The organism is Bradyrhizobium sp. S3.7.6, from assembly GCF_054061875.1.
The window spans coordinates 5,432,466-5,456,759 of the sequence record NZ_JBSSEQ010000001.1 but is presented as its reverse complement, the minus strand read 5'-3'; the positions used below and the strand labels follow the sequence as shown (position 1 = coordinate 5,456,759).

Annotated in this window: 23 protein-coding genes; 12 read left to right on the top strand and 11 right to left on the bottom strand. The window is 64.2% G+C overall.

Annotation, left to right across the window (positions count from 1 at the left end; translation table 11 throughout):
* The first annotated feature begins 108 nt into the window (after window positions 1-108).
* The 7 genes from sufB (at window position 109) to ACVJ5M_RS26725 (ending at window position 6,426) form a co-directional block, all read left to right on the top strand.
* Window positions 109-1,605 carry a Fe-S cluster assembly protein SufB gene (sufB, locus tag ACVJ5M_RS26755; protein ID WP_208071631.1) on the top strand — a complete coding sequence of 499 codons (1,497 nt, stop codon included), beginning with the start codon at window positions 109-111 and terminating at the stop codon, window positions 1,603-1,605.
* A gap of 62 nt (window positions 1,606-1,667) precedes the next feature.
* Window positions 1,668-2,420: a Fe-S cluster assembly ATPase SufC gene (gene sufC / locus ACVJ5M_RS26750; protein ID WP_028161255.1), complete on the top strand. Its 753-nt coding sequence runs from the start codon at window positions 1,668-1,670 to the stop codon at window positions 2,418-2,420.
* A gap of 11 nt (window positions 2,421-2,431) precedes the next feature.
* Window positions 2,432-3,736, top strand: coding sequence for a Fe-S cluster assembly protein SufD (gene sufD, locus ACVJ5M_RS26745; protein ID WP_283018774.1), 1,305 nt, complete (start codon window positions 2,432-2,434; stop codon window positions 3,734-3,736).
* Complete coding sequence (locus tag ACVJ5M_RS26740; RefSeq protein ID WP_283018775.1) at window positions 3,733-4,980, top strand: cysteine desulfurase; 1,248 nt, start codon at window positions 3,733-3,735, stop codon at window positions 4,978-4,980. The genes sufD and ACVJ5M_RS26740 overlap by 4 nt, the downstream gene beginning before the upstream one ends.
* Window positions 4,977-5,348 carry an SUF system Fe-S cluster assembly protein gene (locus ACVJ5M_RS26735; RefSeq protein ID WP_071914314.1) on the top strand — a complete coding sequence of 124 codons (372 nt, stop codon included), beginning with the start codon at window positions 4,977-4,979 and terminating at the stop codon, window positions 5,346-5,348. The genes ACVJ5M_RS26740 and ACVJ5M_RS26735 overlap by 4 nt, the downstream gene beginning before the upstream one ends.
* A gap of 49 nt (window positions 5,349-5,397) precedes the next feature.
* On the top strand, window positions 5,398-5,808 hold the full coding sequence (locus ACVJ5M_RS26730; protein WP_071914312.1) for a HesB/IscA family protein: 411 nt from the start codon (window positions 5,398-5,400) through the stop codon (window positions 5,806-5,808).
* Window positions 5,809-5,970: 162 nt separating this feature from the next.
* On the top strand, window positions 5,971-6,426 hold the full coding sequence (locus tag ACVJ5M_RS26725) for a TfoX/Sxy family protein (protein ID WP_166096424.1): 456 nt from the start codon (window positions 5,971-5,973) through the stop codon (window positions 6,424-6,426).
* 58 nt (window positions 6,427-6,484) lie between these two features.
* Here ACVJ5M_RS26725 and fabA read toward each other — a convergent pair whose 3' ends face one another.
* From fabA to ACVJ5M_RS26705, 4 genes are all read right to left on the bottom strand, one after another.
* Window positions 6,485-7,015, bottom strand: a complete 531-nt coding sequence (gene fabA / locus ACVJ5M_RS26720; protein WP_283018776.1) for a bifunctional 3-hydroxydecanoyl-ACP dehydratase/trans-2-decenoyl-ACP isomerase — start codon at window positions 7,013-7,015, stop codon at window positions 6,485-6,487.
* Between the two features lie 104 nt (window positions 7,016-7,119).
* Window positions 7,120-8,187: a GGDEF domain-containing protein gene (locus ACVJ5M_RS26715; protein WP_039149102.1), complete on the bottom strand. Its 1,068-nt coding sequence runs from the start codon at window positions 8,185-8,187 to the stop codon at window positions 7,120-7,122.
* A 165-nt stretch (window positions 8,188-8,352) separates the two neighbouring features.
* Window positions 8,353-9,891, bottom strand: a complete 1,539-nt coding sequence (locus ACVJ5M_RS26710) for a DEAD/DEAH box helicase (RefSeq protein WP_063983517.1) — start codon at window positions 9,889-9,891, stop codon at window positions 8,353-8,355.
* Between the two features lie 300 nt (window positions 9,892-10,191).
* On the bottom strand, window positions 10,192-11,202 hold the full coding sequence (locus tag ACVJ5M_RS26705) for a helix-turn-helix transcriptional regulator (protein ID WP_283018777.1): 1,011 nt from the start codon (window positions 11,200-11,202) through the stop codon (window positions 10,192-10,194).
* A 200-nt stretch (window positions 11,203-11,402) separates the two neighbouring features.
* On the opposite strand from ACVJ5M_RS26705, the gene ACVJ5M_RS26700 reads away from it, so the two are divergent.
* Window positions 11,403-12,923, top strand: a complete 1,521-nt coding sequence (locus ACVJ5M_RS26700) for a caspase family protein (RefSeq protein WP_283018778.1) — start codon at window positions 11,403-11,405, stop codon at window positions 12,921-12,923.
* A 47-nt stretch (window positions 12,924-12,970) separates the two neighbouring features.
* Here the strand turns inward: ACVJ5M_RS26700 and ACVJ5M_RS26695 are convergent, their stop codons facing one another.
* Window positions 12,971-13,255 carry a hypothetical protein gene (locus ACVJ5M_RS26695; protein ID WP_063983514.1) on the bottom strand — a complete coding sequence of 95 codons (285 nt, stop codon included), beginning with the start codon at window positions 13,253-13,255 and terminating at the stop codon, window positions 12,971-12,973.
* A 121-nt stretch (window positions 13,256-13,376) separates the two neighbouring features.
* Between ACVJ5M_RS26695 and ACVJ5M_RS26690 the strand changes: the two genes are divergently transcribed.
* Window positions 13,377-14,636: an FAD-dependent oxidoreductase gene (locus tag ACVJ5M_RS26690; RefSeq protein ID WP_283018779.1), complete on the top strand. Its 1,260-nt coding sequence runs from the start codon at window positions 13,377-13,379 to the stop codon at window positions 14,634-14,636.
* Window positions 14,637-14,815: 179 nt separating this feature from the next.
* Window positions 14,816-15,583, top strand: a complete 768-nt coding sequence (locus tag ACVJ5M_RS26685; protein WP_071914298.1) for an outer membrane protein — start codon at window positions 14,816-14,818, stop codon at window positions 15,581-15,583.
* A gap of 367 nt (window positions 15,584-15,950) precedes the next feature.
* Here the strand turns inward: ACVJ5M_RS26685 and ACVJ5M_RS26680 are convergent, their stop codons facing one another.
* Together ACVJ5M_RS26680 and ACVJ5M_RS26675 are read right to left on the bottom strand one after the other, a co-directional pair.
* The gene (locus tag ACVJ5M_RS26680) at window positions 15,951-16,721 is read right to left on the bottom strand and encodes an SDR family NAD(P)-dependent oxidoreductase (protein WP_063983511.1); all 771 of its coding nucleotides are present in this window, start codon (window positions 16,719-16,721) and stop codon (window positions 15,951-15,953) included.
* A gap of 21 nt (window positions 16,722-16,742) precedes the next feature.
* Window positions 16,743-16,928, bottom strand: coding sequence for a hypothetical protein (locus tag ACVJ5M_RS26675; protein WP_007609848.1), 186 nt, complete (start codon window positions 16,926-16,928; stop codon window positions 16,743-16,745).
* Between the two features lie 139 nt (window positions 16,929-17,067).
* Here ACVJ5M_RS26675 and ACVJ5M_RS26670 point away from each other — a divergent pair, with 139 nt between their 5' ends.
* Entirely contained in the window at window positions 17,068-17,718 is a 651-nt protein-coding gene (locus ACVJ5M_RS26670) for a hypothetical protein (protein WP_283018780.1), read from the top strand.
* Between the two features lie 90 nt (window positions 17,719-17,808).
* On the opposite strand, the gene ACVJ5M_RS26665 is transcribed toward ACVJ5M_RS26670, so the two are convergent.
* The 3 genes from ACVJ5M_RS26665 to parE all read right to left on the bottom strand — a co-directional run bounded on the left by ACVJ5M_RS26665 (window position 17,809) and on the right by parE (window position 22,169).
* Window positions 17,809-18,633: an outer membrane protein gene (locus ACVJ5M_RS26665; RefSeq protein WP_283018781.1), complete on the bottom strand. Its 825-nt coding sequence runs from the start codon at window positions 18,631-18,633 to the stop codon at window positions 17,809-17,811.
* Between the two features lie 280 nt (window positions 18,634-18,913).
* Window positions 18,914-19,696 (bottom strand): outer membrane protein, encoded by a 783-nt coding sequence (locus ACVJ5M_RS26660; RefSeq protein WP_085401054.1) that lies wholly within the window; start codon window positions 19,694-19,696, stop codon window positions 18,914-18,916.
* A 427-nt stretch (window positions 19,697-20,123) separates the two neighbouring features.
* Window positions 20,124-22,169 carry a DNA topoisomerase IV subunit B gene (gene parE, locus ACVJ5M_RS26655; protein WP_071914292.1) on the bottom strand — a complete coding sequence of 682 codons (2,046 nt, stop codon included), beginning with the start codon at window positions 22,167-22,169 and terminating at the stop codon, window positions 20,124-20,126.
* 271 nt (window positions 22,170-22,440) lie between these two features.
* Between parE and ACVJ5M_RS26650 the strand changes: the two genes are divergently transcribed.
* Window positions 22,441-22,971, top strand: a complete 531-nt coding sequence (locus ACVJ5M_RS26650; protein ID WP_063983507.1) for a DedA family protein — start codon at window positions 22,441-22,443, stop codon at window positions 22,969-22,971.
* A 40-nt stretch (window positions 22,972-23,011) separates the two neighbouring features.
* Here ACVJ5M_RS26650 and ACVJ5M_RS26645 read toward each other — a convergent pair whose 3' ends face one another.
* Window positions 23,012-24,013 (bottom strand): MBL fold metallo-hydrolase, encoded by a 1,002-nt coding sequence (locus tag ACVJ5M_RS26645; protein ID WP_354099578.1) that lies wholly within the window; start codon window positions 24,011-24,013, stop codon window positions 23,012-23,014.
* Between the last annotated feature and the right edge of the window lie 281 nt (window positions 24,014-24,294).

Genomic DNA, 24,294 nt, shown 5'->3' with positions numbered 1-24,294 from the left:
AACACGGCTTGAACGGTTCTAAGCGCGTGCTTTCTGCCGAAAAACATCGTAATACTCGTCCAAGTTTGTGATCCACCGCGGTCCTTGAAACCGCGAGCGGAGGATAGAATGCCAGCCGTGCAAGAGACGGTCGAGCGCGTGAAGCGCATCGACGTCGATCAGTATCGTTATGGGTTTGAGACCCTGATCGAGTCCGACAAGGCCCCGAAGGGACTGTCGGAAGAGACCGTCAAGTTCATCTCCGAGAAGAAGAACGAACCCGCCTGGATGCTCCAGTGGCGGCTCGAGGCCTATCGGCGCTGGCTGACCATGACCGAGCCGACCTGGGCGCGCGTCGACTATCCCAAGATCGACTTCCAGGACCTCTATTATTACGCGGCGCCGAAGCCGAAGAAGACGGTCACCTCGCTCGACGAGATCGACCCCGAAATTCTGAAGACCTACGAGAAGCTCGGCATTCCCCTGCGGGAAGTCGCGATGCTCGAGGGCGTCGAGCCGAAGCCCGGCGATCAGGATCCGGCCCGGCGCAAGATCGCGGTCGACGCGGTGTTCGATTCGGTCTCGGTTGCGACGACCTTCAAGGCGGAGCTGAAGAAGGCCGGCGTGATCTTCATGCCGATCTCGGAGGCAATCCGCGAGCATCCCGAACTGGTGCAGAAATATCTCGGCTCCGTGGTGCCGACCTCGGACAATTTCTATGCGACGCTGAACTCGGCGGTGTTCTCCGACGGCTCGTTCGTCTATGTGCCGCCGGGCGTGCGCTGCCCGATGGAGCTGTCGACCTATTTCCGCATCAACGAGCGCAACACCGGCCAGTTCGAGCGCACGCTGATCATCGCCGACAAGGGTTCTTACGTCAGCTATCTCGAAGGCTGCACCGCGCCGCAGCGCGACGAGAACCAGTTGCACGCCGCCGTGGTTGAGCTCGTCGCGCATGACGACGCCGAGATCAAATATTCGACGGTGCAGAACTGGTACCCGGGCAATTCCGAAGGCAAGGGCGGCATCTACAATTTCGTCACCAAGCGTGGCGACTGCCGTGGCGACCGGTCCAAGATTTCCTGGACCCAGGTCGAGACCGGCTCCGCCATCACCTGGAAGTACCCGAGCTGCATCCTGCGTGGCGACAATTCCAGCGGTGAGTTCTACTCGATCGCGATCTCGAACGGTTTCCAGCAGGTCGATTCGGGCACCAAGATGATCCACCTCGGCAAGAACACGTCGAGCCGGATCATCTCGAAGGGCATCGCCGCCGGCAAGTCGCAGAACACCTATCGCGGGCTCGTCACCGCGCATCGGAAAGCGACCGGCGCGCGCAACTTCACGGCGTGCGATTCCCTGTTGATCGGTGACAAATGCGGCGCGCACACCGTGCCGTATATCGAGGCCAAGAACTCCTCGGCGACGTTCGAGCACGAGGCGACGACCTCGAAGATCTCCGAGGACGTGCTGTTCTATTGCATCCAGCGCGGCCTCACCCAGGAAGAAGCCGTCGGCCTCGTCGTCAACGGTTTCGTCAAGGACGTGCTTCAGCAGCTGCCGATGGAATTCGCGGTGGAAGCGCAGAAGCTGATCTCGATCTCGCTTGAAGGGTCGGTCGGCTAATCGCCGACCCTCGCGGTGCGCTACGGCGCTCCATGCATCATTTGAATAGACTGGACACCAAGATGGCTTTGCTTGAAGTGAAGGATTTGAAGGTTCGTGTCGAGGAGCGTGAGATCCTCCACGGGCTGACGCTGACCGTGAACGAGGGCGAGGTTCACGCGATCATGGGGCCGAACGGCTCCGGCAAATCGACGCTCTCCCACGTCATCGCCGGCAAGCCCGGCTACGAGGTTACCGACGGCCAGATCCTGTTCAAGGGCGAGGACCTGCTGGAGATGGATCCGAACGAGCGCGCCGCGAAGGGCGTGTTCCTGGCGTTCCAGTATCCGGTCGAGATTCCCGGCGTCGCCACCATGACCTTCCTGCGCACCGCACTGAACGCGCAGCGCAAGGCGCGCGGCGAAAGCGAATATTCGACCCCGGACTTCCTGAGGAAGGTCCGCGAGGTCTCGAAGTCGCTGAACATCCCGCAGGACATGCTCAAGCGCGGCGTCAATGTCGGCTTCTCCGGCGGTGAGAAGAAGCGCAACGAGGTGCTGCAGATGGCGCTGTTCGAGCCGAGCCTGTGCATCCTCGACGAGATGGATTCCGGCCTCGACATCGACGCGCTGCGCATTGCGGCCGACGGCGTCAACGCGCTGCGCTCGCCCAAGCGCGCGATGGTCGTCATCACCCATTATCAGCGGCTGCTGAACTACATCGTGCCCGACGTCGTGCACGTGATGTCGAAGGGCCGTGTCGTGAAGAGCGGCGGCAAGGACTTGGCGCTGGAGCTGGAAGCGTCCGGCTACGCCCAGTTCGAGGATGCCGCGTAAGGAATTTTAGGATGAACGTTGCTGTGGCAAAGACCGGAAACGGCCGCGCGGTGAGCGATCTCTTCGCCAGCGCCGAAGGCCGCCTGCCGGGTTCGCCTTCTGTGATCGCGGTACGCCGCGAGGCGTTCGAGACCTATGAGCGTCTCGGCCTGCCGCATCGCCGGATCGAGGAATGGAAATACACCGACCTGCGTGCGCTGGTCGGCGAGGTGCTGCCGCTTGCAGCCAGCTCCGATGCGGCCGCGCTGAAGCGTGCCGCGGATGCCGTCAAGGCGCATGCGATCGAAGGCGCCCGCAAGCTGGTGCTGGTCGACGGCGTGTTCGCGCCCGATCTCTCCGACGTCAAGGCGCTTGCCGCTGAGGCGGGCCTCAAGACGCTGCGGGAAGCGCTGGAGAAGGACGCAGGTCTCCTGAAGACCGCGGCCACCGATGCCGTGATTGCGCTGAATGCGGCGCTGGCAACCGACGGCGTCGTGTTGTCGATCGCCGACGGTGCGCAGCTGTCCGCGCCGATCCAGATCATCCACATCGCGACCGCTTCGTCCGCGTCGGCTTTCAGCCGTTCGCGGATCGCGGTCGGGAACGGCGCTCGCGCCACCATCATCGAGAGCTTTGTGGCGGCCGGTGCCAAGGCCTACCAGGTCAACGACGCCGTCATCCTCTCGGTCGGCGACAATGCCGACGTCGCGCATATCCGCCTGTTGGACGATGCACCCGACGCAGTGAACGTGACCTCGCAGTTCGTCACGGTCGGCGCGAACACGAAGCTCAATTTCTTCAACATGACGACTGGCGCTGCCGTCAGCCGCCTCCAGGGCTTCATCACGATGGCGGGCGAGGGCAGCGACCTCTCCGTCAACGGCGTGAACCTGCTCCAGAAGACCGAGCACGGCGACACCACGCTGGTGGTCGATCATGCCGTGCCGAACTGCGTCAGCCGCGAGGTCTTCCGCGCGGTGATCGACGATCGCGCCCATTCGGTGTTCCAGGGCCGCATCATCGTCCGTCCCGATGCGCAGAAGACCGACGGCAAGATGATGACCCGCGCGCTGCTGCTCTCGGACGAAGCCGAGGCCGACAACAAGCCGGAGCTCGAGATCTTCGCCGATGACGTCTCCTGCGGCCACGGCGCCACTGCCGGCGCGCTCGACGACAGCCTGCTGTTCTACCTGAAGGCGCGCGGTCTGCCGGAGAAGCAGGCCCAGGCGCTGCTGATCCAGGCTTTCGTGGGGGAGGCGATCGAGCAGATCGCCGATGACGGTTTGCGCGAGCACGTGATCGGTATCGCCGAGCGCTGGCTGGAGCGGCGCCAATGAGCACGCATCCCGCAGTCAAGAACGGTGCCTACGACGTCGCACGCGTGCGCCAGGATTTTCCGGCGCTTGCCATGCAGGTCTACGGCAAGCCGCTGGTCTATCTCGACAACGCCGCCTCGGCGCAGAAGCCGAGCGCCGTGCTCGACCGCATGACGCAGGCCTATACGTCCGAATACGCCAACGTGCATCGCGGCCTGCATTACCTCGCCAATGCCGCCACCGAGGCTTATGAGGGCGGTCGCAGCAAGGTTGCGCAGTTCATCAACGCGCCGCGGACCGAAGAGGTCATCTTCACCCGCAACGCGACGGAGGCGATCAACCTCGTCGCGTCGTCCTGGGGCGAACCGAACATCAAAGAGGGCGACGAGATCGTCATCTCGATCATGGAGCACCACTCCAACATCGTGCCGTGGCATTTCCTCAGGGAACGCCATGGCGTCGTGATCAAGTGGGCGCCGGTCGACGACGAGGGTAACTTCCTCATCGACGAGTTCGAGAAGCTGCTGACGTCGAAGACCAAGCTGGTCGCGATCACGCAGATGTCGAACGCGCTCGGCACCATTGTCCCGATCAAGGACGTTGTGAAGATCGCGCATGCGCGCGGCATTCCCGTGCTGGTCGACGGCAGCCAGGGTGCGGTGCATCTGCCTGTCGACGTCCAGGATCTCGGCTGCGATTTCTACGTCTTTACCGGCCACAAGGTCTACGGGCCAACCGGCATCGGCATCCTCTGGGCCAAGTACGACCACCTCGTCGCGATGCGTCCCTACAACGGCGGCGGCGAGATGATCCGCGAGGTCTCGCGCGACATCGTCACCTATGGCGATCCCCCCCACAAGTTCGAGGCCGGCACGCCCGCGATCGTCGAGGCCGTGGGCCTTGGCGCGGCCATCGACTACGTCAATTCGATCGGCAAGGAGCGCATCGCTGCCCACGAGCACGATCTCACCACCTATGCCCAGGACCGGCTGCGCGAGATCAACTCGCTCCGGCTGATCGGCATCGCCCGGGGCAAGGGCCCGGTGATCTCCTTCGAGCTCAAGGGCGCCCACGCCCACGACGTCGCCACCGTGATCGACCGCCAGGGCATCGCGGTGCGCGCCGGCACCCATTGCGTCATGCCGCTTTTAGAGCGGTTCAACGTGACTGCCACCTGCCGGGCGTCGTTCGGCATGTATAATACGCGGGAAGAAGTCGATCATCTGGCACAGGCGCTGTTGAAGGCGCGGGATTTGTTCGCATGAGTGACACGGCCGAAATCAAAGCCAATCCGATGGAGACCCATTCGGCGTTGCCGCCGGAGGAGACCGAGCGTCTCACCACCGAGATCATCGCTGGCCTCAAAACCGTGTTCGACCCGGAAATCCCGGCCGACATCTATGAGCTCGGCCTGATCTACAAGGTCGAGATCAAGGACGACCGTTCCGTCGACGTCCAGATGACGCTGACGACGCCGAACTGCCCGGCCGCCGGCGAGCTCCCGACCATGGTCGAGAACGCGGTCGCCAGCGTCCCCGGCGTCGGCGTGGTCGACGTCAAGGTGATCTGGGAGCCGGCATGGACGCCGGAACGCATGAGCGACGAGGCCCGTCTCGTCCTCAATATGTGGTGACGCGTAACTCTGGCATTGAATTCGCTCAGCAACGGACCACATCACTGACATGACACAGATATCGTCCGGCCCAACACCAGCATCCACTCCGAAACCGCGGCGCCCGCGTCCGCAGGTGATGCGGCTGACCGATGCCGCCGCCCAGCGCATCAGCGAGCTGACGAGCCGCGCCGATTCCGAGATCGTGGGCCTGCGCGTCGGCGTGAAGAACGGCGGCTGTGCCGGCCAGTCCTATACGGTCGAATACGCCCATGATGTCCGCCCGACCGACGAGGTCGTCGAGGACAAGGGCGTCAAGATCCTGGTCGATCCCAAGGCCGTGCTGTTCCTGCTCGGCACCGAGATGGACTACAAGGCCGACAAGATGCAGGCCCAGTTCGTCTTCAACAACCCCAACCAGGTCTCCGCCTGCGGCTGCGGCGAGTCGGTCGAGCTGCGGCCCGCGAAGATCGACGGGTAAGTCGCTGTCGTCCCCGCGAACGCGGGGACTCATACCGCGTGATCTGGCGATGACGCTCGGTATCAGTACCAAGCTTTCCTGGCTGGTAGTCTTCGCTAAACTCCTCCCGGTGGTTATGGGTCCCCGCGTTCGCGGGGACGACCGTGGGGAGACAGCTTGGCCATGGACCGCGAATTCCTGATCGACCTGTTCGCCGATTTCGGCCCCGTCACCATCCGAAAAATGTTCTCCGGCTACGGCATCTCCGCCGACGGCATCAACTTCGCGCTCGCCTTGCGCGCGGGCCTGTTCTTCCGCGCCGACGAGGTCACCATCCCGGACTTTGAAGCGGAAGGCTCGAAGCCGTTTCAGTATTCGACCCGCGCCAAAACCGTGCTGGTGAATTCCTATTGGGAATTGCCGGCGCGCCTGTTCGACGATTCCGAGGAGCTTGCGCAATGGGCGAGGGCAGCGCTCGCCGCCGCCCAGCGCGCCAAGGTGAAGAAGCGGCCGAAGGCGAAAGCTGCGGCGACGGCCGAGCCGAAGAAGGCCGCTGCGAGGAAGCGGCAGGTAAAGAAGGCGGCCAAGAAGACGGTGCGTAGGGTGGGCAAAGCGAAGCGTGCCCACCGTTCAGGATAAAGGTGCTGGAGAGATGGTGGGCACGGCGCCTGCGCGCCTTTGCCCACCCTACGAGACCTCAGTCCACCGCCTTGGTCAGTCCGACCCTCATGTCCTTGGCCATGAAGACGCAGACTCCATCGGCAAGCACACGACCGTCGGCAATTCCGAGCACCAGCTTGCCGCGCCGGACCATACGCATGGCGACCTCGTAGCGCACGCAGCCCGTGTCGGGTGTGATGGATCCCGTGACGTCGACCTCGCCGACGCCGATGGCGCGGCCCTTGCCCGGTGAACCCGACCAGCCGAGCCAGTAGCCGATCATCTGCCACATCGCATCCAGGCCGAGACTTCCCGGCATCATCGCGTCACCGCGATAGTGGCAATCGAAGAACCAATGGCCGGGCAAAATATCGAGCTCGCCGACGATGTGGCCTTTGCCGAACTCGCCGCCGTCCAGGCTGATCTCGGTGATGCGATCCATCATGAGCATCGGCGGGGCCGGCAATTGCGCGTTGCCCGGGCCGAAATAGCCGCCGTCGCTCGATCTCAGCAGTTCATCCCTGGTGTACGACGGCTGCGGTGTGTGAAAGTCATGGGGATTGGGCAAGACGACAAGTCCTCTCGACGCTCGTAGTCGGGCGGCGGGGAAGATGTCGTTCGGCGGGTTGGAATGTCAAGCGCCGGCCGTTTCTTCGGCGCGCTGCTTCGGCGTCAGGCCACCCGGCTGTGCGACTCGATCGCGAACTCCGGATCGGCCTCGCAGATCACGCGGTTGCGCCCGTTGCGCTTGGCGGCATAGAGGCAGGCATCGGCACGCTCGATCAGTGCGTCGGGATCGTCGCCCTGCTTGAGCATGGAGACGCCGACGGAGATGGTGACGCGGCCGAGGATCTCGCCGGTCGATTTCTTCTTCAATTCCTTCGCCATCACGGCGCGGCGGATGTGATCTGCAACGGTGAGGGCCTGGCGCAGCGCCGTGTTGGGCAGCAGGACCGCGAATTCCTCGCCGCCATAGCGCGCGGTGATGTCCTGTCCCTTGATGGTCTGCTTCATGGACAAGCCGACCAGCCGCAACACCTGGTCGCCGGTGAGATGGCCGTAGGAATCGTTGAACGATTTGAAATGATCGATGTCGAACAGCAGCAGCGACAGTGGCTCGCCCGAGGCGAGCGCGCTCTGCACGGCCATGCCGATCATGCGATCGAAATATTTGCGATTGCCCAATCCCGTAAGCGGATCGGTCAGGCTCTCGGCGCGGATCGCCTCCAGGCTCTGCTGGAGATTGCTGATCTCGTTCTTGGACAGGGTCAGCCGGTCTTCCAGCGCCTTGTTGGTCTCACGCATCTCGCTGGTCGAACGCAGCAGCGTCTCGACGATCGACTTGATCTGGTCGCGGTTCTTGGCCGACGACAGTTGCTCGGTCGCGCCCGACAGGCTGGCATCGTAGGAGCCGGTCATCCCGAGCGCTTCGCTCAGCACCGTCATCACGTCGTCGATCTCGCCGATGACGCGTGCGCCGACCTTGTCGATGCGGTCGGTAGTCTTGATGTGGGAAAGATAGGTCTCGTAGATCTGCTCGAGATCGCCTTCGGTCAGCTTGCCGTGGCGCGCCAGCGTCTCGTTGATGATCTTGTTGAGCGGTGCGTTATAGCCGGTGGCGTAGACGTACCAGATCTCGTAATTGCGGGGAATTGCAGTCTGTCGAAGCGAGCGGATCTGACCGAGAGCCACTTCGGCGAACGCCATCGTGCGTTCGTGTTCGTCGAGCACCTTGACCACTGAACATACCCCACAGCGGTCGGTGCGCCATCGACCGCAGCAATACTTAAATTATGTTCGCAGGCTAACGGACGATCGTGAACGCTCTGTAAACAGACGTTCGCGAATGCATCAGAAAAAGTGTGAGGCGGCTCAGCTCAACCGAAGCTGAATCGCGCCGGCGCGTCAAGCGCCGGCGGGAGAACGCACTGGCCGGAGCAGAAACGCCGGAAGGTGCGAGTGATCGCCGGGCTCGGTATCGGCCTCGCGCTGGCGGCGCGGCTCGGGGCGGCCGATCGACGGCACATGCGATGGATTGGCTTGCTGGCGCGATCCACCGCGCGGCTCGGATGATTGCTTCGCTTCACGCGGAGGCCTCGCCTCCCGTGCGGGCCTCGGCTCACGTGCAGGTCTCGCTTCAGGAGCGGGCTGTGTCTCTGCGGAAGGCCTCGCCTCGCCGCGCGGTTCGCGGGGCTCGTGGCTGCGCTCACGATCGCGGCCACGCTGCGGCTTGCCGCGTCCGCCGCGGGAACGTTCACGGTCGCGCCCGCGCGGTTCGCGCGAACGTGCGCTCTGCTCGCCTGCGTCCGCGGGCACTTCGAAATCGCCCTCGGCGCGCGGAATGCTCTGGCCGATCAGCTTCTCGATCGCCACCATCGACTTCTGGTCGAGCGGCGTCACGAGCGAGATCGCCATACCGGACCGGCCGGCGCGGCCGGTGCGGCCGACGCGGTGAACATAGTCGTCGGGGTGGTGGGGGACGTCGAAATTGAAGACGTGGCTGACCTCAGGGATGTCGAGGCCGCGGGCGGCAACATCGGAGGCGACCAGCAGCGGCAGTTCGCCCTTGCGGAACTGTTCGAGCGCCGCCGTGCGGGCCGACTGGTCCATGTCGCCATGCAGGGCGCCGACGCTGAAACCATGCTTTTGCAGTGATTTGTGAACGACGGCGACCTCGCGCTTGCGATTGCAGAAGATGATCGCGTTCTGGAGATCCTTGGCCTCGCGCAGCAGGCGTCGCAGCAATTCACGCTTCTCATGCGCCTCGCGCCCGGCCGGGACCTGACACTGCGTGACGGTCACGGCGGTGGTGGCGGGCTTGGAGACCTCGACCTTCTGCGGATTATGCAGGAAGGTCTCGGTGATGCGCCGGATTTCCGGCGGCATGGTCGCGGTGAAGAACAGGGTCTGCCGCGTGAACGGGACGAGCTTGCAGACGCGCTCGATGTCGGGAATGAAGCCCATGTCCAGCATGCGGTCGGCTTCGTCGATGACGAGCAGCTCGACGCCGGTGAGCAGGAGGCCGCCGCGCTCGGTGTGGTCGAGCAGGCGGCCGGGGGTGGCGATCAGCACGTCGACGCCGCGCGTCAGCTTGGCATCCTGGTCGCCGAAGGAAACGCCGCCGATCAGCAGGGCGACGTTGAGCTTCTGGCCGGCGCCGTAGCGGTCGAAGTTTTCCTTCACCTGCGCCGCGAGCTCGCGGGTCGGCTCCAGGATCAGCGTGCGCGGCATGCGCGCGCGGGCGCGACCCTTTTCAAGGATGGTGAGCATCGGCAGCACGAAGGCCGCGGTCTTGCCGGTGCCGGTCTGGGCGATGCCGAGCACATCCTTGCGTGCGAGGACGTGGGGGATCGCCTGTTCCTGAATGGGGGTGGGGGTGGTGTAACCGGTGGCCGCCACTGCGGCGAGGACTTTTTCGGACAGTCCGAGATTTGAAAAGGACATTGAGCCTCTGGTCGAAACCGCCGTTCGGAATCGAGGGTAATTAAGGCTGTCGCGTTCCACCCCGAAACGGCGCGCTCTCAAAGAAGCTGGGGGTGCTGACTCACGCGAACAAAGCGCAAGGCTCAAGAATCGGTCTTCGATCTGAGCCGCGTCGCCCCGGAACATAGGCGGGAATCGGCCAAAGTCAATGGAGCGGGCGCGGGAAGACCCTAAAAAACCTGAGGTTTTTGCTCAAATAGCGGGCCCGGCTGGGCTTTTCCGCCTCCACCGTTAACCGGGCGATGGCTGCCGGAGGGACGGCTAACGCCCTTCCGGGCTCCGGGCCCGGAAATCGCCGGGGGCCATTCCGTAGGCGGCGTTGAAGACCCGGTAATAGGTCGCCAGGCTCTCGAAGCCGCAGGAGGTCGCGATATCAGCGATCAGCCGGTCCGGCGCCTCACGCATCAGGCGGCGGCTCTGTTTCAGGCGTTCGTCCGTCACCGTTTGCGAAAAGCTCTTCGCAGCGGTTTCGAACAGCATGTGCAGGTGACGCACGGACACGCCGAGCTGGTCGGCCACCATCGTCGGCGCCAGATCGGGGTCTTGCAGATGGCGCGCGATCAGGCGACGCGCCTGCGAGAGCCGGGCGGTCCGTAGCGCGGCCTGCCCACGGCGGCTGCCGGGCCGCACGATGCCGCGCTCGATCAGGGCCAGATGGGCCAAGGCCTGGACGAGCGAGGCTTGATCCAAGGAGGCCTGATCCAAGGAGGTCTGGGCGACTGAGGTCGCATCAGTGGCGCCGTTATCGCCCGCGGCGGCTTCATCGAGGTCGGCGAAGCAGGCGCCGAGCAGGGGCGCCAGGCCGGGATCGCTGAAGGTCCGGGGCGCAAGCTCGCGCATGCGCCTGTCCTGCGTGGAGAGCCTGCTCACGGGGATCTTCAGGATGCGCAGGTGGAAGCCGCCTGCGCCGAGCGGCGCGGTGCGATAGGGCTGGTCGGTATGGCTGGTGGCGAAGCTGCCGTTGGCGATCGCAAAGTCGCCGGTGCGCATGCCGCCGAACCAGCCGCCGCTGCCGAGCTGCTGGTAGACGCAGATGCTGTCGCCGGGCGCGTAGGCGATGTCGGAGTTGCTGCGCTCGACAGTGTAGTGTGACGCCTTCAGCTCGACGAGCCCACCGCCGCCGAGCTGGCGCAGCGAGAATTCGCCGTAGAAGTCCGCGCGGCGTTCGCGCTCGAGTTCAGCGGTGACGCCGAACAGGCCCTTGGACCGGACCTCGCGCCAATAGTCGAACCGGTCATGCGGCTCGACCTCGTCAGTACACCATCGATACACGGCAGCCCCCGCTTGCAGCGCAGCTGCCTAGAAAAAGCAGATTCCGGAGGAATCTGCCATAGTCCTGATGACGGAACCCGTGGGCTCTCGGCGTTGAACCGTCGATATGGCTGGACCGACTATCATCAACGGCAGAGGGTTTCAATGAATCGCTGTTCGAGGGGGCCGGCGGAGCGCCGTTCCGCAACGGGAATTTTACGATGACGCGTCGGCTTTTCAGAATTCTGGCGGCCCTTGGCCTTGCGGTGAGCCTGAGCGGCTTCGCGCTGCCCGCACAAGCCGAGAAGCGCGTTGCGCTCGTCGTCGGCAACAACGACTACAGGAACGTCCCCAAGCTCCTAAAGGCGGTCAACGACGCCCGTACCATGGGCGATACGCTGAAGCAGCTCGGCTTCTCGGTGATGGTCGCCGAGAACCAGAGCCGGCAGCAATTCTCCGAGACGCTGCTCGCGTTCGACAGGACGATCGAGCCCGGCGACACCGCATTCTTCTTCTACGCCGGCCACGGCTTCGAGATCGCGGGCCAGAACTACCTGCTGCCGACTGACGTGCCGGCGGCGACCGAAGGGCAGGAAGAGCTGGTGCGCGACGCTTCCATCCTGGCCGACCGCATCGTCGAGCGCCTTCAGAACAAGAAGGCGCGCACGTCGATCCTGGTGTTCGACGCCTGCCGCAACAACCCGTTCGAGCGCAAAGGCACCCGCGCGGTCGCCGGTGGCGGCGGCCTCGCGCCGATGGTGCAGCTGCCCGAAGGCGTGTTCTCGGTGTTCTCCGCAGGTCCCCGCCAGACCGCACTCGATCGTCTCTCCAACGACGACGCCAATCCCAATTCGGTGTTCACGCGCACCTTCGCCAAGGAGCTGCTCCAGCCCGGCGAGAATCTGGTGCAGGTGGCGCAGCGCACCCGCCGTCTCGTCAGCGAGATGGCCGACACCGTCAAGCACAGACAGGTGCCGGTCTATTTCGACCAGATGGTCGACGACGTCTTCCTCAGCGGCGTTGCCAAGGACGCGACGGCCGCTGCGCGCCCGGCCGATCCGCCGCCGCAGAAGCTCGCGGCTCTCCCGCCGGTGTCGGTACCGCGCGTGCCGAAGGAAGAAACCACCAACGCGCCGATCGCCAGCTTCTCGCGGCACAATGGCGGCTGGAGCGTGGTGTTCTCCTTCGCCGACCCGACGCTCGGCATTTCCTGGCGCATGGCCGGCAACGGCGATTTCCGCGAGACCGGCTTCATCGACACGCTCGATCCGCGCACGCGCAAGCGGATGCCGAACCCGTCGATCGAATTGCCGCCGGATGCGCAGGCCGGCACCATCGAGGTCCGCTATGTCGATCAGTCCGGCGACATGCAGGGGCCATTCCCGATCAGGTTCGATCCCGAGGCCGCGCTGATCCGCGACCAGCGCAAGATTCTCGACATGACCGCGACGAGCTGGCTGTCGTTCCGCGAGTTCAACGGGCTGCTCGTCTATTACACGCATCTCGTGTCCTACCGCTGCGCCATCCGCGAGGTGCGCATCGGCATCGACACCGCCGTTCCGAACCAGGTGTTGAAGATGCCGGGCTGCGACATGCGCGATCCCAGCGCGATCAGCGCCGGCATGCCGCTCTACATGAAGCTTGCCCCGGCGACGCAGTTCGTCTCGGTGGAACTGACCTACCGCGACGGCAGCGTGTCGGAAATCAAGAGTTTTCGGGCCTCAAACCGTACCAACAACTGAGCGTCCGCGGCTCCATTGTTGGGCAGCGAGCGCAGTTGGCGCGGGAACTAGCCGCGACGCTTTCCGATGTAGCGCTTGATGGCGTCGATCGCTTCCATCAAGGGCGGCGCAAGCGAGAAGAACGTCCCCATGGCGATCGAGATGACCACATGGCGAAGCAGGACCTTCTCCTGTTCCTCGAACGGATAGCCGTTCTGGTCGATCCGTGCCGGCGCGAGCGTGCCCGCCTCCTGAGGATCCGGCTTCCGCGGCTTGCGCGGCGGCAGCATGATCACGACGAAAAGCACGTTGATCAGCAGCCAGATGCCAAGCACTATCAGTATGGTGCGCAACGCGGGATCATCCTGAAATCAATCGAAATTATCAGCAACGCTACCGGCCATTCGGCATTGCGGCAAACCAATTCCGGCTTGTTGCACCGCACAGAGTACTAAAGTTGTAAGCGAGGAGTTGATGACGGAATCTGATACCCCAGAGCACACCGTGCGTCACTCCGTGAGAGCCCGATGTTGCATCGTCGGCGGCGGGCCGGCCGGCATGATGCTCGGCTATCTCCTGGGACGCGCCGGCATCGACGTCGTGGTGCTGGAGAAGCATGCGGATTTCTTCCGCGACTTTCGCGGCGACACCGTGCATCCCTCGACGCTCCAGGTGATGGACGAGCTCGGCCTGATCGATGGGTTCCTGAAGCTGCCGCACCAGCGCCTGCAGATGATGGACGGCCTGTTTGGCGGCACGCCCGTGCGGATCGCTGATCTCCGCCGGCTCCGCACCAAGTACCCGTTCATTGCCTTCATGCCGCAATGGGACTTCCTGAATTTCCTGCGCGAGGCCGGCCAGCGCTTCGGCTCGCTCAAGGTGATGATGAATACGGAAGCCGTCGATCTGATCCGTCGCGGCGAGACCGTCGCCGGCGTGCGTGCGATGACGCCGGAGGGGCCGATCGACATCGAAGCCGATCTCACCATTGCCTGCGATGGCCGGCATTCGACGGTGCGCGAGCGTGCGGGGCTCCGCGTCGAGGAGATCGGCGCGCCGATGGACGTGCTGTGGTTCCGCGTCGGCCGCAAGGCGGACGAGACCGAGAACCTGTTCGCGCGCATCGAGCCCGGAAAGATGATGGTTACGTTCGACCGCGGCGACTATTGGCAGTGCGCCTATGTCATCGCGAAGGGACAATACGCGGCGGTGAAGGCGAGGGGATTGCAGGCGCTGCTCGACGACGTCGTGCGCATGGCGCCGATCCTTCGATCCGGCATTGCCGATGTGAAGAGCTTTGACGACGTCAAGCTGCTCACGGTCGCGATCAACCGCCTGGCGCGCTGGACGCGGCCGGGCCTGCTTCTCATCGGCGATGCCGCGCATGCGATGTCGCCGGTCGGTGGCGTCGGCGTCAATCTCGCCGTGCAGGACGCGGTCGCGACCGCCAACCTGCTCGCTGACAAACTTCGGCAGGGCTGCCCAACCGAGAATGAACTCGATGCCGTGCGCCGGCGCCGCGAATTCCCGGTGAGGATGACGCAGCGCATGCAGGTGATCGTGCAGAACAACATCATCAGCGGCGCCCTGCAGGGCAGTGATCGGCCGCTGAAGGTGCCACTGGTCGTGCGCCTGATCACTGCGCTGCCATGGCTCCAGGGTCTTCCGGCGCGCCTGATTGCGCTCGGCGTGCGGCCCGAGCACGTGCAGTCCAAGGCCGCGCCGGCATGGTAGCGCAGGAGGTCGGTAGGGATAACGCGGCGTTAAATCGCGCACCGCGCGTTGCGTGCGTGCAACAGCGCAAACGGATTCACGTCGCGTCGCTTGCCAATCCGGCGTCTTAACTTTCTTGATTCAAATTTGAGTAAGACCTGCGTGTGACCGTGCATCCATCAAAGGACACGGGGTGTACCATGCGTAACAAATTGATTGCCGCCTTCGCCTGCACGACCGCTCTGGTTTCGACCGGCGCTGCTTCAGCCGCCGATCTCGGTGCACGCTACATGAAGGCGCCCGCCTATGCGGAGCCGCTGTTCAACTGGACCGGTTTCTATGTCGGCGGCCATATCGGTGGCGCATGGACCAACGAGCAGTTCATCAACAACGGGACCGGCGCGCCGTTCGGCGATCTCGTTCCGGGCCAGGGCTATCGCCAGCGTGGCGCCGGCATCATGGGCGGCGCCCAGATCGGCTACAACTGGCAGGCCAACAACTACGTGTTCGGCATGGAAGGCACGATCTCCGGCCTCGACAACAAGGGTACGGTGGTCAACACCGCCTTCGGCGCCGCTGACGACATCTTCACCTGGCGCGCCAACGTGCTCGCGACCGTCGTCGGCCGCGCCGGCTTCGCGGTGCAGAACAATTTGTTCTACATCAAGGGCGGCTATGCCGGCGTGAACAACCGTCTCAACGTCAGCGACACCGTTGCGCCCTCGACCGGCTCGGGCGGTCAGACCCACTGGGCCAACGGCTGGACCGTCGGCGCCGGCTGGGAATACGGCATCACCCGCAACTGGATCGTCGGCCTCGAATACAATTACGCGGCCTTCGGCAGCCAGACCTATCAGCTCGGCGGCACCTCGGGTAACTACACCTTCGATGCCAAGCCGCGCGACATCCAGTGGGCCGTCGTGCGCGCGAGCTACAAGTTCGACGCACCGGTCATCGCGCGCTACTGAGCACGTCAACGAACGACCGAAGCTAAAAAAGTACTGCCAATAACTGAAAGCCCCGGCTCCGTCCGGGGCTTTTTTCTGTCGATTCGCGCGTCGTTGTCGCCACGGGCGGGACGGCGCAGCGGACGGTCATCTCCGGAAACTGGCCGTGACGGTGCATAAGGGTGCAGTAGGTAAATAGCACTTGCCTATTTCTGCCCCCACGGACTCCGCGACGTATCGTTTCAGCCATGTCGTTGATGCGGTGCGCGTCGGCGTGAACTACCGCTTCGGTCCCTCGGCCGTCGTCGCAAGGTACTGATCTCTCCGAACGTGAGAGCTTTCAAAGCCCCGGCATCTGCCGGGGCTTTTTCGTCGACCGCGGGCAAGCTTACGCCATCACGGAGAATCCACCGTCGACGGGGATCGCAGTGCCCGTGACGAAGTTCGAGGCGGGCGAGGCGAGGAACACGGCGATGCCGGCGAAGTCGTCGATATCGCCCCAGCGTCCCGCGGGCGTGCGCGCCAGCACGCGCTCATGCAGTCCCGAGACCTGCTGCCGCGCGCCGCGCGTCAGGTCCGTGTCGATCCAGCCCGGCAGGATGGCGTTGACCTGGATGTTGTCGGGCGCCCACGCATTGGCGCACGCGCGCGTATACTGCACGATGCCGCCCTTGCTTGCCGCATAGGCGGTGGCGAAGCTCGCGCCGAAGATCGACATCATCGAGCCGATATTGATCACCTTGCCGTTGCCCGACGCCTTCAGCGCCGGATAGGCCAGCTTCGAGCACACGAAGGCGCTGGTGAGGTTGGTGTCGATCACCTTGTTCCACTCGTCGAGCTCGAGCTCGTGCGGCGGCTTGCGGATGCTCATGCCGGCATTGTTGATGAGGATGTCGATCCGGCCGAGCTCCTTGACGACGCGGTCGATCATGGCCGCGACCGCCGCCTTGTCGGTGACGTCGGTGGTGACGGCAATCGCCTTCACGCCGCGCTCTCTGAGATCGGCAACGGCAGCGGCCGACTTGGTTTCGTTACGTGCGACCACGGCGATATCGGCGCCGGCATCGGCGAGTCCGTGGGCGAGGCCAAGACCGATGCCGCCATTGCCCCCTGTGACGATCGCGACTTTGCCGCGGAGATCGAACCGGTTGGATGTCATATTTGTATTCCCTGGTTTCTTCTATTGGTTGCTCTGCCAGATCAGGACCAGTCCGAAGCCGGCCATGGCTGCGCCATAGCCGGCCCATTGCAACTGGTTGACCATGAAGCTCGACCGCGGCCAGGCGACGGTGCCCGTTCCCTGTCCGATCCAGAGCAGCCCGACGGCGAGGGCAAACAGGCCTGCGATCAGCAGAAATCTGCGCATGCATTCCTCCCCGTTGGTTTGCTTCTGTCGTGGCCCGCGACATCAACGATCGCCGCGGATCACGAAAACTTCCCGCCAGACTAGCCGTAGCTTCGGTTTGGATACAATGGCTGCGGATGCAGGGCCGCTGGGAGGATCCATGTCCGTGCGGAAGATGCTCCTGGGTAGCGCCCTTGGCATCGCGGCCGCGGTCGCACTGGTGGCGGCCTATGCCGTCATTCCACGGCGTGCGGATCTGCGGGCGTTCGATCCGGCCGAGATGGCGCGGCTCGAGACCGCGATGTGGCGCAACTATTACGACAAGCGCTATGCCGCGCTGTTCTATCATCTCTACGAATCGACGCGGACGCAGTTCGGCTTTTCGCCCCTAGGAAGCTTGCAGATCGCGTTCGGCGCCGCCGGGGCCGCCAGGACGTTCCAGCCGACGCGGTCACGCCGGGAGGCCGATGCGGCCCTGCCAGCGCTCGTTGGATACTACCGGGATTTTGCATCGGCCGCGCCCGTGGCATTCGACGCGCACGAGGCCGCCCGTCTCGAGCTTGACTGGTGGCAGGCGCGGCGCGAGGCGGCGGACCCGCGCGACTATGGCCTCACCATCGCACGCGTGGCGGCGCTGACCTACGGCAAGAGCGCGGACGATTCCGGCATCAGGCAGTTCGGCATCGCGCGGGCAGAGGCCATGGCGTTTCGCGATGCGCGGGGCGAGGCGATCACTGAGGCCGACTGGGCGGGGATCGAGCACCGGCTTGGAGAGGCGTACCGATCTCTGAAGGCGAGCGTCGGCCGCTGAAGATCCGGCAGCGAAAAGCCCCGGACGATGCCGGGGCTTTGACGTCCCATATCCAGGCTGGATCAGGACTTGTTCAGGAGTTGGGGCGCTTCAGTTGAAGCGGTAGACCAGCGACGTGCTGATGGTCTGGACCCAGGGCTTGAAGGTAATTGCGGTGCCCGTCAGACCCACCGCCGGCGCGCCGAAATTATTGCCCGGAGCAAACGTCGTGGGCCGGGAAATGCGGTCATAGTACGCCGAACGGTATTCGGTTTTCATGAACCAGCCGGGCGCAGCAATTCCGAAAATGTCGAGGTTGTTCTCGACGCCACCGCCAACGAAAAAGCCATCGCGGTGGAAGGAGCCAGTGGTCGTCTGCGTCGCGGTACTGGCGCCCGGTCCCACACCCAGAAACGTCTGAGACGTGCCTGACCATTCCGAACCCGAGTAACCGGCGTTGACGTAGGACAGGACATTGGGCGCAACGAGATAGCCTAACCGCGCGCCGGCCGTGTAGCTGGTGCGGAGCTTTTGGCGGCCTTCAGTTTGCCAGAAGGCGGGGTCGGTCAGCGAGCCACTGATGTCACCGAACTGTCCGTCAGCAAAGACGCCGGCCACCCAGCGCCCGTTGAATTGCCAATCGTAACCGGCGCCGACGGTTCCAAACCAGCCGCTGCCGCCCAGGCGCGTATCGCGGGTTATCGCAGTGCCAGCAGGTCCGAAGGCACCGAACCCTCCGGCAACACCGGTGCTCTGGATGTTGCTGTCAGCGGACCACAGACCGCCGCCGCCGCCGCCGAAGATGTAGAAGCCGGTCCAGCTTTGGACTGGCGCGGGCGCCGGAGTCTTCACATAGGGGCGGGCCCCAAGGTCGGCCGCCGCGGCCGAACCGGTCATCGCCGCCACTGCGGTCAGAGCGAGCAAAAACTTCTTCATGATAAAACCCCAACCTTGGTCTGTTCGGCGCGAGCGCGCTGAACTTCGAGTCATCGGATGACCAAGCTATAGGCGGTTCCAGCCAAAAAGCTGTTGCCGGTCAGGTACATATGAATTGGGAACGCAGAGCTTGAGGCGACGCCTCCGGACTGGCACGACCCGCTGGGGCACCGCGCACCGGAGCTCTCGATGTATCGAGCCTTGAACTCCGCAAAACAGAAGCCGCAACGAAAAAGCCCCGGACAATGCCGGGGCTTTGACGTCTGAATTTCAGATCAGATCAGTACTTCGCGACGACCGGACCGGTCCAGTTGAAGCGGTAGACCAGCGAGGTCGAGATCGTCTGGTTCCAGCTGTTGGCGCGGATGCTGTTGCCGGTCGGGAGGTTGGTGCCGTCGATGAGTTCGTCCTGGGTCTTGGCGTTGTAGAAGGCCGAACGATATTCGGTCTTCATGAACCAGCCGGGCGAAGAGATGCCGAAGATGTTCAGGCTGTTCTCGACGCCGCCGCCAACGAACCAACCATTGCGGTTGTAGCTGTTGAGGTGGGCACCAGCGGGAACGCCGGCCAGCGTCAGGAAGTTGGTCTGGCCGAAGTGAGCGCCGGAATAACCGCCGTTGACGTAGGAGAGAACGTTCGGAGCAACCAGATAGCCGAGGCGCACACCAGCGGCCCAGGAGTCTTCCAGCTTCTGCGAGCCGGTGATGCCGAAGAAGGGATCCTGAACCGTGCCACGGATGCTGCCGAACTGACCGTCAGCGAACACGCCGGCGACCCAGGTGCTGTTGAACTGCCAGTCGTAGCCGAGACCGACGGTGCCGAACCAGCCCGAGCCACCCTGGCGCTGGCCGATCGTCAGCGGAACCGCGCCGACCGTGGTCTGGACGGACTGATCGGAGTTCGAGAGGCCACCACCACCACCGCCGAAGATGTAGAAGCCGGTCCAGTTGGCGACGGGCGCCGGAAGCGGGGCCTTCACGTAGGGACGGGCAGCCAGATCGGCCGCCGACGCCGAACCGGTCATCGCGGCAACCGCGGTCAGTGCGAGCAAAATCTTCTTCATTTCAAAATCCCCAAGCTTTGGTCTGTCCGGCAGGCGCGAGCGCACTGAAGTCCGATTGATCTGATGCCCGGACTATAGCTGCTTTCCGCCGAAATGCTGTTGCCGGACAGGCACAGTCGCCGGGAAACGCCGCCTGGCAGCGATTTCGGGCGCGATCTCCGAAATCAGAAATAGCTCTATGATTCCAATGTGTTGCGTCATTTTCCGAAGATCGAATTCCGGTAACTTCTCGTTAGCAAATCCGGCTCTGTCCGAAATGGTAGCAATCCTGCCTCAGCCTTGGCGCCGGTGAGTCGTTGGCCGAGTCGTTCCGCCCCAAGATGAGTCGGGTAGCGGACGCGGTCTGGTCGGGCGCCTCCGCGAGCAGCCGCAAACAAAAAAGCCCCGGCCGAGGCCGGGACTTTGTGCGTGACGTCGGAAGACTGCCTCAGACGTCCAGCAGCTCCTCGCTCGCAAACTCCGCCTTGTCCGAGATGAACGCGAAGCGCGCCTCGGCCTTGGTGCCCATCAGGCGCTCCACCGAATCCGCCGTGGTGTCGCGGTCGTCGGCGAGCAGCACCACCTTGAGCAGCGTCCGCTTGCGCGGATCCATGGTGGTTTCCTTGAGCTGCGCCGGCATCATCTCACCAAGGCCTTTGAAGCGGTTTACCTCGACCTTGGCGTTGGCGTTGAACTCGCTCTTGAGCAGCGTCTCCTTGTGCTTGTCGTCGCGTGCGTAGACGGACTTCGAGCCATGGGTCAGCTTGTAGAGCGGCGGCACCGCGAGGAAGAGGTGGCCCTCGTCGATCAGCCGCGGCATCTGCCGGTAGAAGAAGGTGATCAGGAGCGAGGCGATGTGGGCGCCGTCGACGTCGGCGTCGGTCATGATGATGATGCGCTGATAGCGCAGATCCTCTTCGCGATATTGCAAAAGCTGGCCGCAGCCGATCGCCTGCACGAGGTCGGAGAGCTGCGCGTTCGCCGTTAGCTTGTCCTTGCCGGCCGAGGCGACGTTGAGGATCTTGCCGCGCAGCGGCAGCACCGCTTGCGTCTTGCGATCACGGGCCTGCTTGGCGCTGCCGCCTGCCGAGTCACCCTCGACGATGAAGAGCTCGGAGCCCTCTGTGCCGGCATCGGTGCAGTCGGCGAGCTTGCCGGGCAGGCGCAGCTTCTTGCCGGCGGTCTTGCGTGCCGTTTCCTTTTCCTGGCGACGGCGCAGCCGCTCCTCGGCGCGGTCGATCACGAAGTCGAGCAGCCGGTTGGCCATGTTCGGATTGCCCGACAGCCAGTGGTCGAACGGATCCTTCATCGCCTGTTCGACGATGCGCTGCGCTTCGGCGGTGGCGAGACGATCCTTGGTCTGGCCCTGGAATTCAGGCTCGCGCACGAACACCGACAGCATCACCGCCGCGCCCACCATCACGTCTTCCGACGTAATGGATGACGCGCGCTTGCCCTGACCGACGCGTTCGGCGTGATCCTTCAGGCCGCGCAGCAGCGCGCTGCGCAGGCCGGATTCGTGCGTGCCGCCATCGGGCGTCGGCACGGTGTTGGTGTAGGACGACAGGAAGCCGTCGGCATCCGCGGTCCAGGCGACAGCCCATTCGCAGGCGCCATGCGCGCCGTTGCGGCCCGATTTGCCCGAGAAGATGTCGGGATGCACCAAGGTGTCGGCGTGGATCGCAGCGGCGAGGTAATCCTTGAGGCCGCCGGGGAAGTGGAAGGTCGCTTCCGCCGGCACATCCTCGACGCCCTTCAAGAGCTCGGGTGCGCAATTCCAGCGGATCTCGACGCCGCCGAACAGATAGGCCTTCGAGCGCGTCATCTTGAACAGGCGCTGCGGCTTGAACGCGGCCTTGGCGCCGAAGATATCGGTGTCGGGCTTGAACCGCACGCGGGTGCCGCGGCGGTTGTTGATCTTGCCGAGATCCTCGAGCTTGCCCTTCGGGTGCCCGCGCTCGAACGTCATGCGGTAGAGTTTCTGGCTGCGTGCGACCTCGACCTCGAGCAGCGAGGAGAGGGCGTTCACCACGGAGATGCCGACACCGTGCAGACCGCCGGAAGTCTCGTAGACCTTGGAGTCGAACTTGCCGCCCGAATGCAGCGTGCACATGATGACTTCGAGCGCCGACTTCTTCGGGAACTTCGGATGCGGATCGATCGGGATGCCGCGGCCGTTGTCGGTGACGGTCAGGAACCCGTCGGCGCTGAGCTCGACTCCGATGAAGGTCGCGTGCCCGGCCAGCGCCTCGTCCATCGAGTTGTCGATGACTTCGGCGAAGAGGTGATGCAGCGCCTTCTCATCGGTGCCGCCGATATACATGCCGGGCCGGCGGCGCACCGGTTCCAGGCCTTCGAGCACCTCGATATCGGCCGCAGTGTAGTCGGCTTCGCCGCCGGTCCCACGCGAGGCCGCCTTGGCGGGCGCGCGCGACTTCGGCTCATCGCCGCCGAAAAAATCGTCTTTTGCTTTTGGCTTCAACTGCTTGGACATATATTTTGATGCACTTTGATGGCCGCGATGGCGGCGAATCGGTTGGGCCGACTATGCCACGGCTGGCCTGCAAAGGTCACCGCAGGTCCGCCCGGCGGGTGTGGGTGGGAGCCAATCCCGGCGATTTTACGCCGCAGGCCCCACCAATTCCCGGCAATTTGACACCTGGGCCCGGCTCAGGCCCGGCTTTGTGACTTGATGTCACACAAGTCCTTGGCTTACCAGTCCTTTTATCTGACAGGACCGTGACGGGGCGGGAAGGCAATCTGGAATGGAGCAGTACGCGCACGCGCTGGCCGATTTCGTGCGCGCTCACCAGGCTTGGGCGGCCCCGATCGTGTTCCTGCTCGCCTTCGGGGAGTCGCTGGCCTTCATCTCGCTGCTGATCCCGGCCTGGGGGGCGCTGGTTGCGATCGGCGCGCTGATCGGGGCCAGCGGCATCAGCTTCTATCCGGTCTGGATCGCCGGCGGCATCGGTGCTGCGCTCGGCGACTGGGTCTCCTACTGGTTCGGCTATCGCTACAAGGAGCAGGTCGCGCAGATGTGGCCGCTCTCGCGCTATCCGGAGCTGCTGCCCAGGGGCGAAGCCTTCGTGCGGAGCTGGGGCGTGCCCAGCATCTTCATCGGCCGCTTCTTCGGCCCCTTGCGCGCCTCGGTGCCGCTCGCAGCCGGCATTTTCGAGATGCCCTATTGGAGTTTTCAGGCCGCCAATTTCATCTCGGCACTGGTCTGGTCCGCGGCGCTGTTGCTGTTCGGCGACGTGATCGCGAAGATCATGGAATGGATCTGGCGCGTGATCTGACCGGGCAGCTCGGCCGCCCGGTCAGCGCATACGGCAGAGCTTAAAGCGAGGCGTTCCAGATCGACGGAATCCAGCGATAGCCCGAACCATCCTTCTCCTTCTCGACGCGGACGAGACCTGGGAAGGCGGCATGGAAGGCCTGGATCGGCATCTTCTCGGCAATCGCCATGTCGTAGAGCTTGCGCCGCGTCTCTTGCGCCAGCGGCTTGTCGACGTCGGAGGCGATGTTCCATTCGGGGTGCTTCACGAACAGGAACGCTGCGCCTGCGGTGATGTCGACCTGCACAAGTACCTTTTCCGCGCCAGACGCGACGATGAAGGAGTTGTGTCCCGGCGTGTGGCCCGGGCTCGCCACCGAGGTGATGCCGGGCGCGACTTCCTTGCCGGACTCGTATTGCGTGACCTTGCGGCCGAGCGCATCGAACACGCGGCGGATGTTCTTGAAGTTGCTTTCGAGGATCGGATTGCCCGTCCCCTTGCTCATCTCGCCGTCGTCCATCCAGAACTTCCATTCCACTGCCGGAACCATGATCTCGGCGTTGGGGAAGGCCGGCTTGTTCTCGGCCGCGAGCAGGCCGTTGATGTGGTCGCCGTGGAAGTGCGAGATGATGACGGTGTCGACTGCCGCGCGGTCGATGCTGGCCGCCGCAAGGTTGTTGTGGAACTGGCCGACCTTGCCCTTGGTCTGCGTGAACTGGTCGGGCCCGAGACCGGTATCGATCACGACGAGCTTCGGCCCGGTGTTGACGACGACCGGATTGAAGGTGTGGGTGACCTTGTCGGTCGGGAGATGGTTCTCGGCGAAGATCTTGTTGATGTCGTCCTTGCTGGCGCCGGCCGCGTAATTGTCCGTCAGGTTGACGGTCGCGACGCCGTCGCAGACCACGGTGATCTGGTGGCTGCCGACATTGTAGCGGTAGAAGCTCGCATTCTGGGTCGCGGCCGGGGGCGCGGCGGCGCTCGCGGGCGAGGTCTTCACGAAGGGCAGGAGCGCCGAGGCGGCGGCGCCGGCTAGCGTTGCGCGACGGGTGATCTCGGTCATGGCGATGTCCTGGGGCTGGGTTGCGAACGAAAGGCACGAATCGGCGGGGTTGTGGCGCCTTTCTTTCTCGGGAACCCCCAAGCTTAGGGGAAATTCCGCTGCGACCCGATGACACCCGTGCGGCATCCTGCCGTCACAGGGGCGGCATCCTGCCGTCACGAGGTGCGGCAGCCGTCACGCCCCATCGATTTGGACTTGACCCTGGAACCCGCTGGCCGTATAGCCGCGCGCCATGATCAACGCCGCGACCATCCTGTTCGCCCGTCGCCGCCGCCGCTCTT

Bases quoted from the DNA above. Each gene is read 5' to 3' on its own strand.
- sufB (WP_208071631.1), top strand. From the start codon at position 109: ATGCCAGCCGTGCAAGAGACGGTCGAGCGCGTGAAGCGCATCGACGTC.
- sufC (WP_028161255.1), top strand. From the start codon at position 1,668: ATGGCTTTGCTTGAAGTGAAGGATTTGAAGGTTCGTGTCGAGGAGCGT.
- sufD (WP_283018774.1), top strand. From the start codon at position 2,432: ATGAACGTTGCTGTGGCAAAGACCGGAAACGGCCGCGCGGTGAGCGAT.
- ACVJ5M_RS26740 (WP_283018775.1), top strand. From the start codon at position 3,733: ATGAGCACGCATCCCGCAGTCAAGAACGGTGCCTACGACGTCGCACGC.
- ACVJ5M_RS26735 (WP_071914314.1), top strand. From the start codon at position 4,977: ATGAGTGACACGGCCGAAATCAAAGCCAATCCGATGGAGACCCATTCG.
- ACVJ5M_RS26730 (WP_071914312.1), top strand. From the start codon at position 5,398: ATGACACAGATATCGTCCGGCCCAACACCAGCATCCACTCCGAAACCG.
- ACVJ5M_RS26725 (WP_166096424.1), top strand. From the start codon at position 5,971: ATGGACCGCGAATTCCTGATCGACCTGTTCGCCGATTTCGGCCCCGTC.
- ACVJ5M_RS26710 (WP_063983517.1), bottom strand. From the start codon at position 9,891: ATGTCCTTTTCAAATCTCGGACTGTCCGAAAAAGTCCTCGCCGCAGTG.
- ACVJ5M_RS26700 (WP_283018778.1), top strand. From the start codon at position 11,403: ATGACGCGTCGGCTTTTCAGAATTCTGGCGGCCCTTGGCCTTGCGGTG.
- ACVJ5M_RS26690 (WP_283018779.1), top strand. From the start codon at position 13,377: ATGACGGAATCTGATACCCCAGAGCACACCGTGCGTCACTCCGTGAGA.
- ACVJ5M_RS26685 (WP_071914298.1), top strand. From the start codon at position 14,816: ATGCGTAACAAATTGATTGCCGCCTTCGCCTGCACGACCGCTCTGGTT.
- ACVJ5M_RS26680 (WP_063983511.1), bottom strand. From the start codon at position 16,721: ATGACATCCAACCGGTTCGATCTCCGCGGCAAAGTCGCGATCGTCACA.
- ACVJ5M_RS26675 (WP_007609848.1), bottom strand. From the start codon at position 16,928: ATGCGCAGATTTCTGCTGATCGCAGGCCTGTTTGCCCTCGCCGTCGGG.
- ACVJ5M_RS26670 (WP_283018780.1), top strand. From the start codon at position 17,068: ATGTCCGTGCGGAAGATGCTCCTGGGTAGCGCCCTTGGCATCGCGGCC.
- ACVJ5M_RS26665 (WP_283018781.1), bottom strand. From the start codon at position 18,633: ATGAAGAAGTTTTTGCTCGCTCTGACCGCAGTGGCGGCGATGACCGGT.
- ACVJ5M_RS26660 (WP_085401054.1), bottom strand. From the start codon at position 19,696: ATGAAGAAGATTTTGCTCGCACTGACCGCGGTTGCCGCGATGACCGGT.
- parE (WP_071914292.1), bottom strand. From the start codon at position 22,169: ATGTCCAAGCAGTTGAAGCCAAAAGCAAAAGACGATTTTTTCGGCGGC.
- ACVJ5M_RS26650 (WP_063983507.1), top strand. From the start codon at position 22,441: ATGGAGCAGTACGCGCACGCGCTGGCCGATTTCGTGCGCGCTCACCAG.
- ACVJ5M_RS26645 (WP_354099578.1), bottom strand. From the start codon at position 24,013: ATGACCGAGATCACCCGTCGCGCAACGCTAGCCGGCGCCGCCGCCTCG.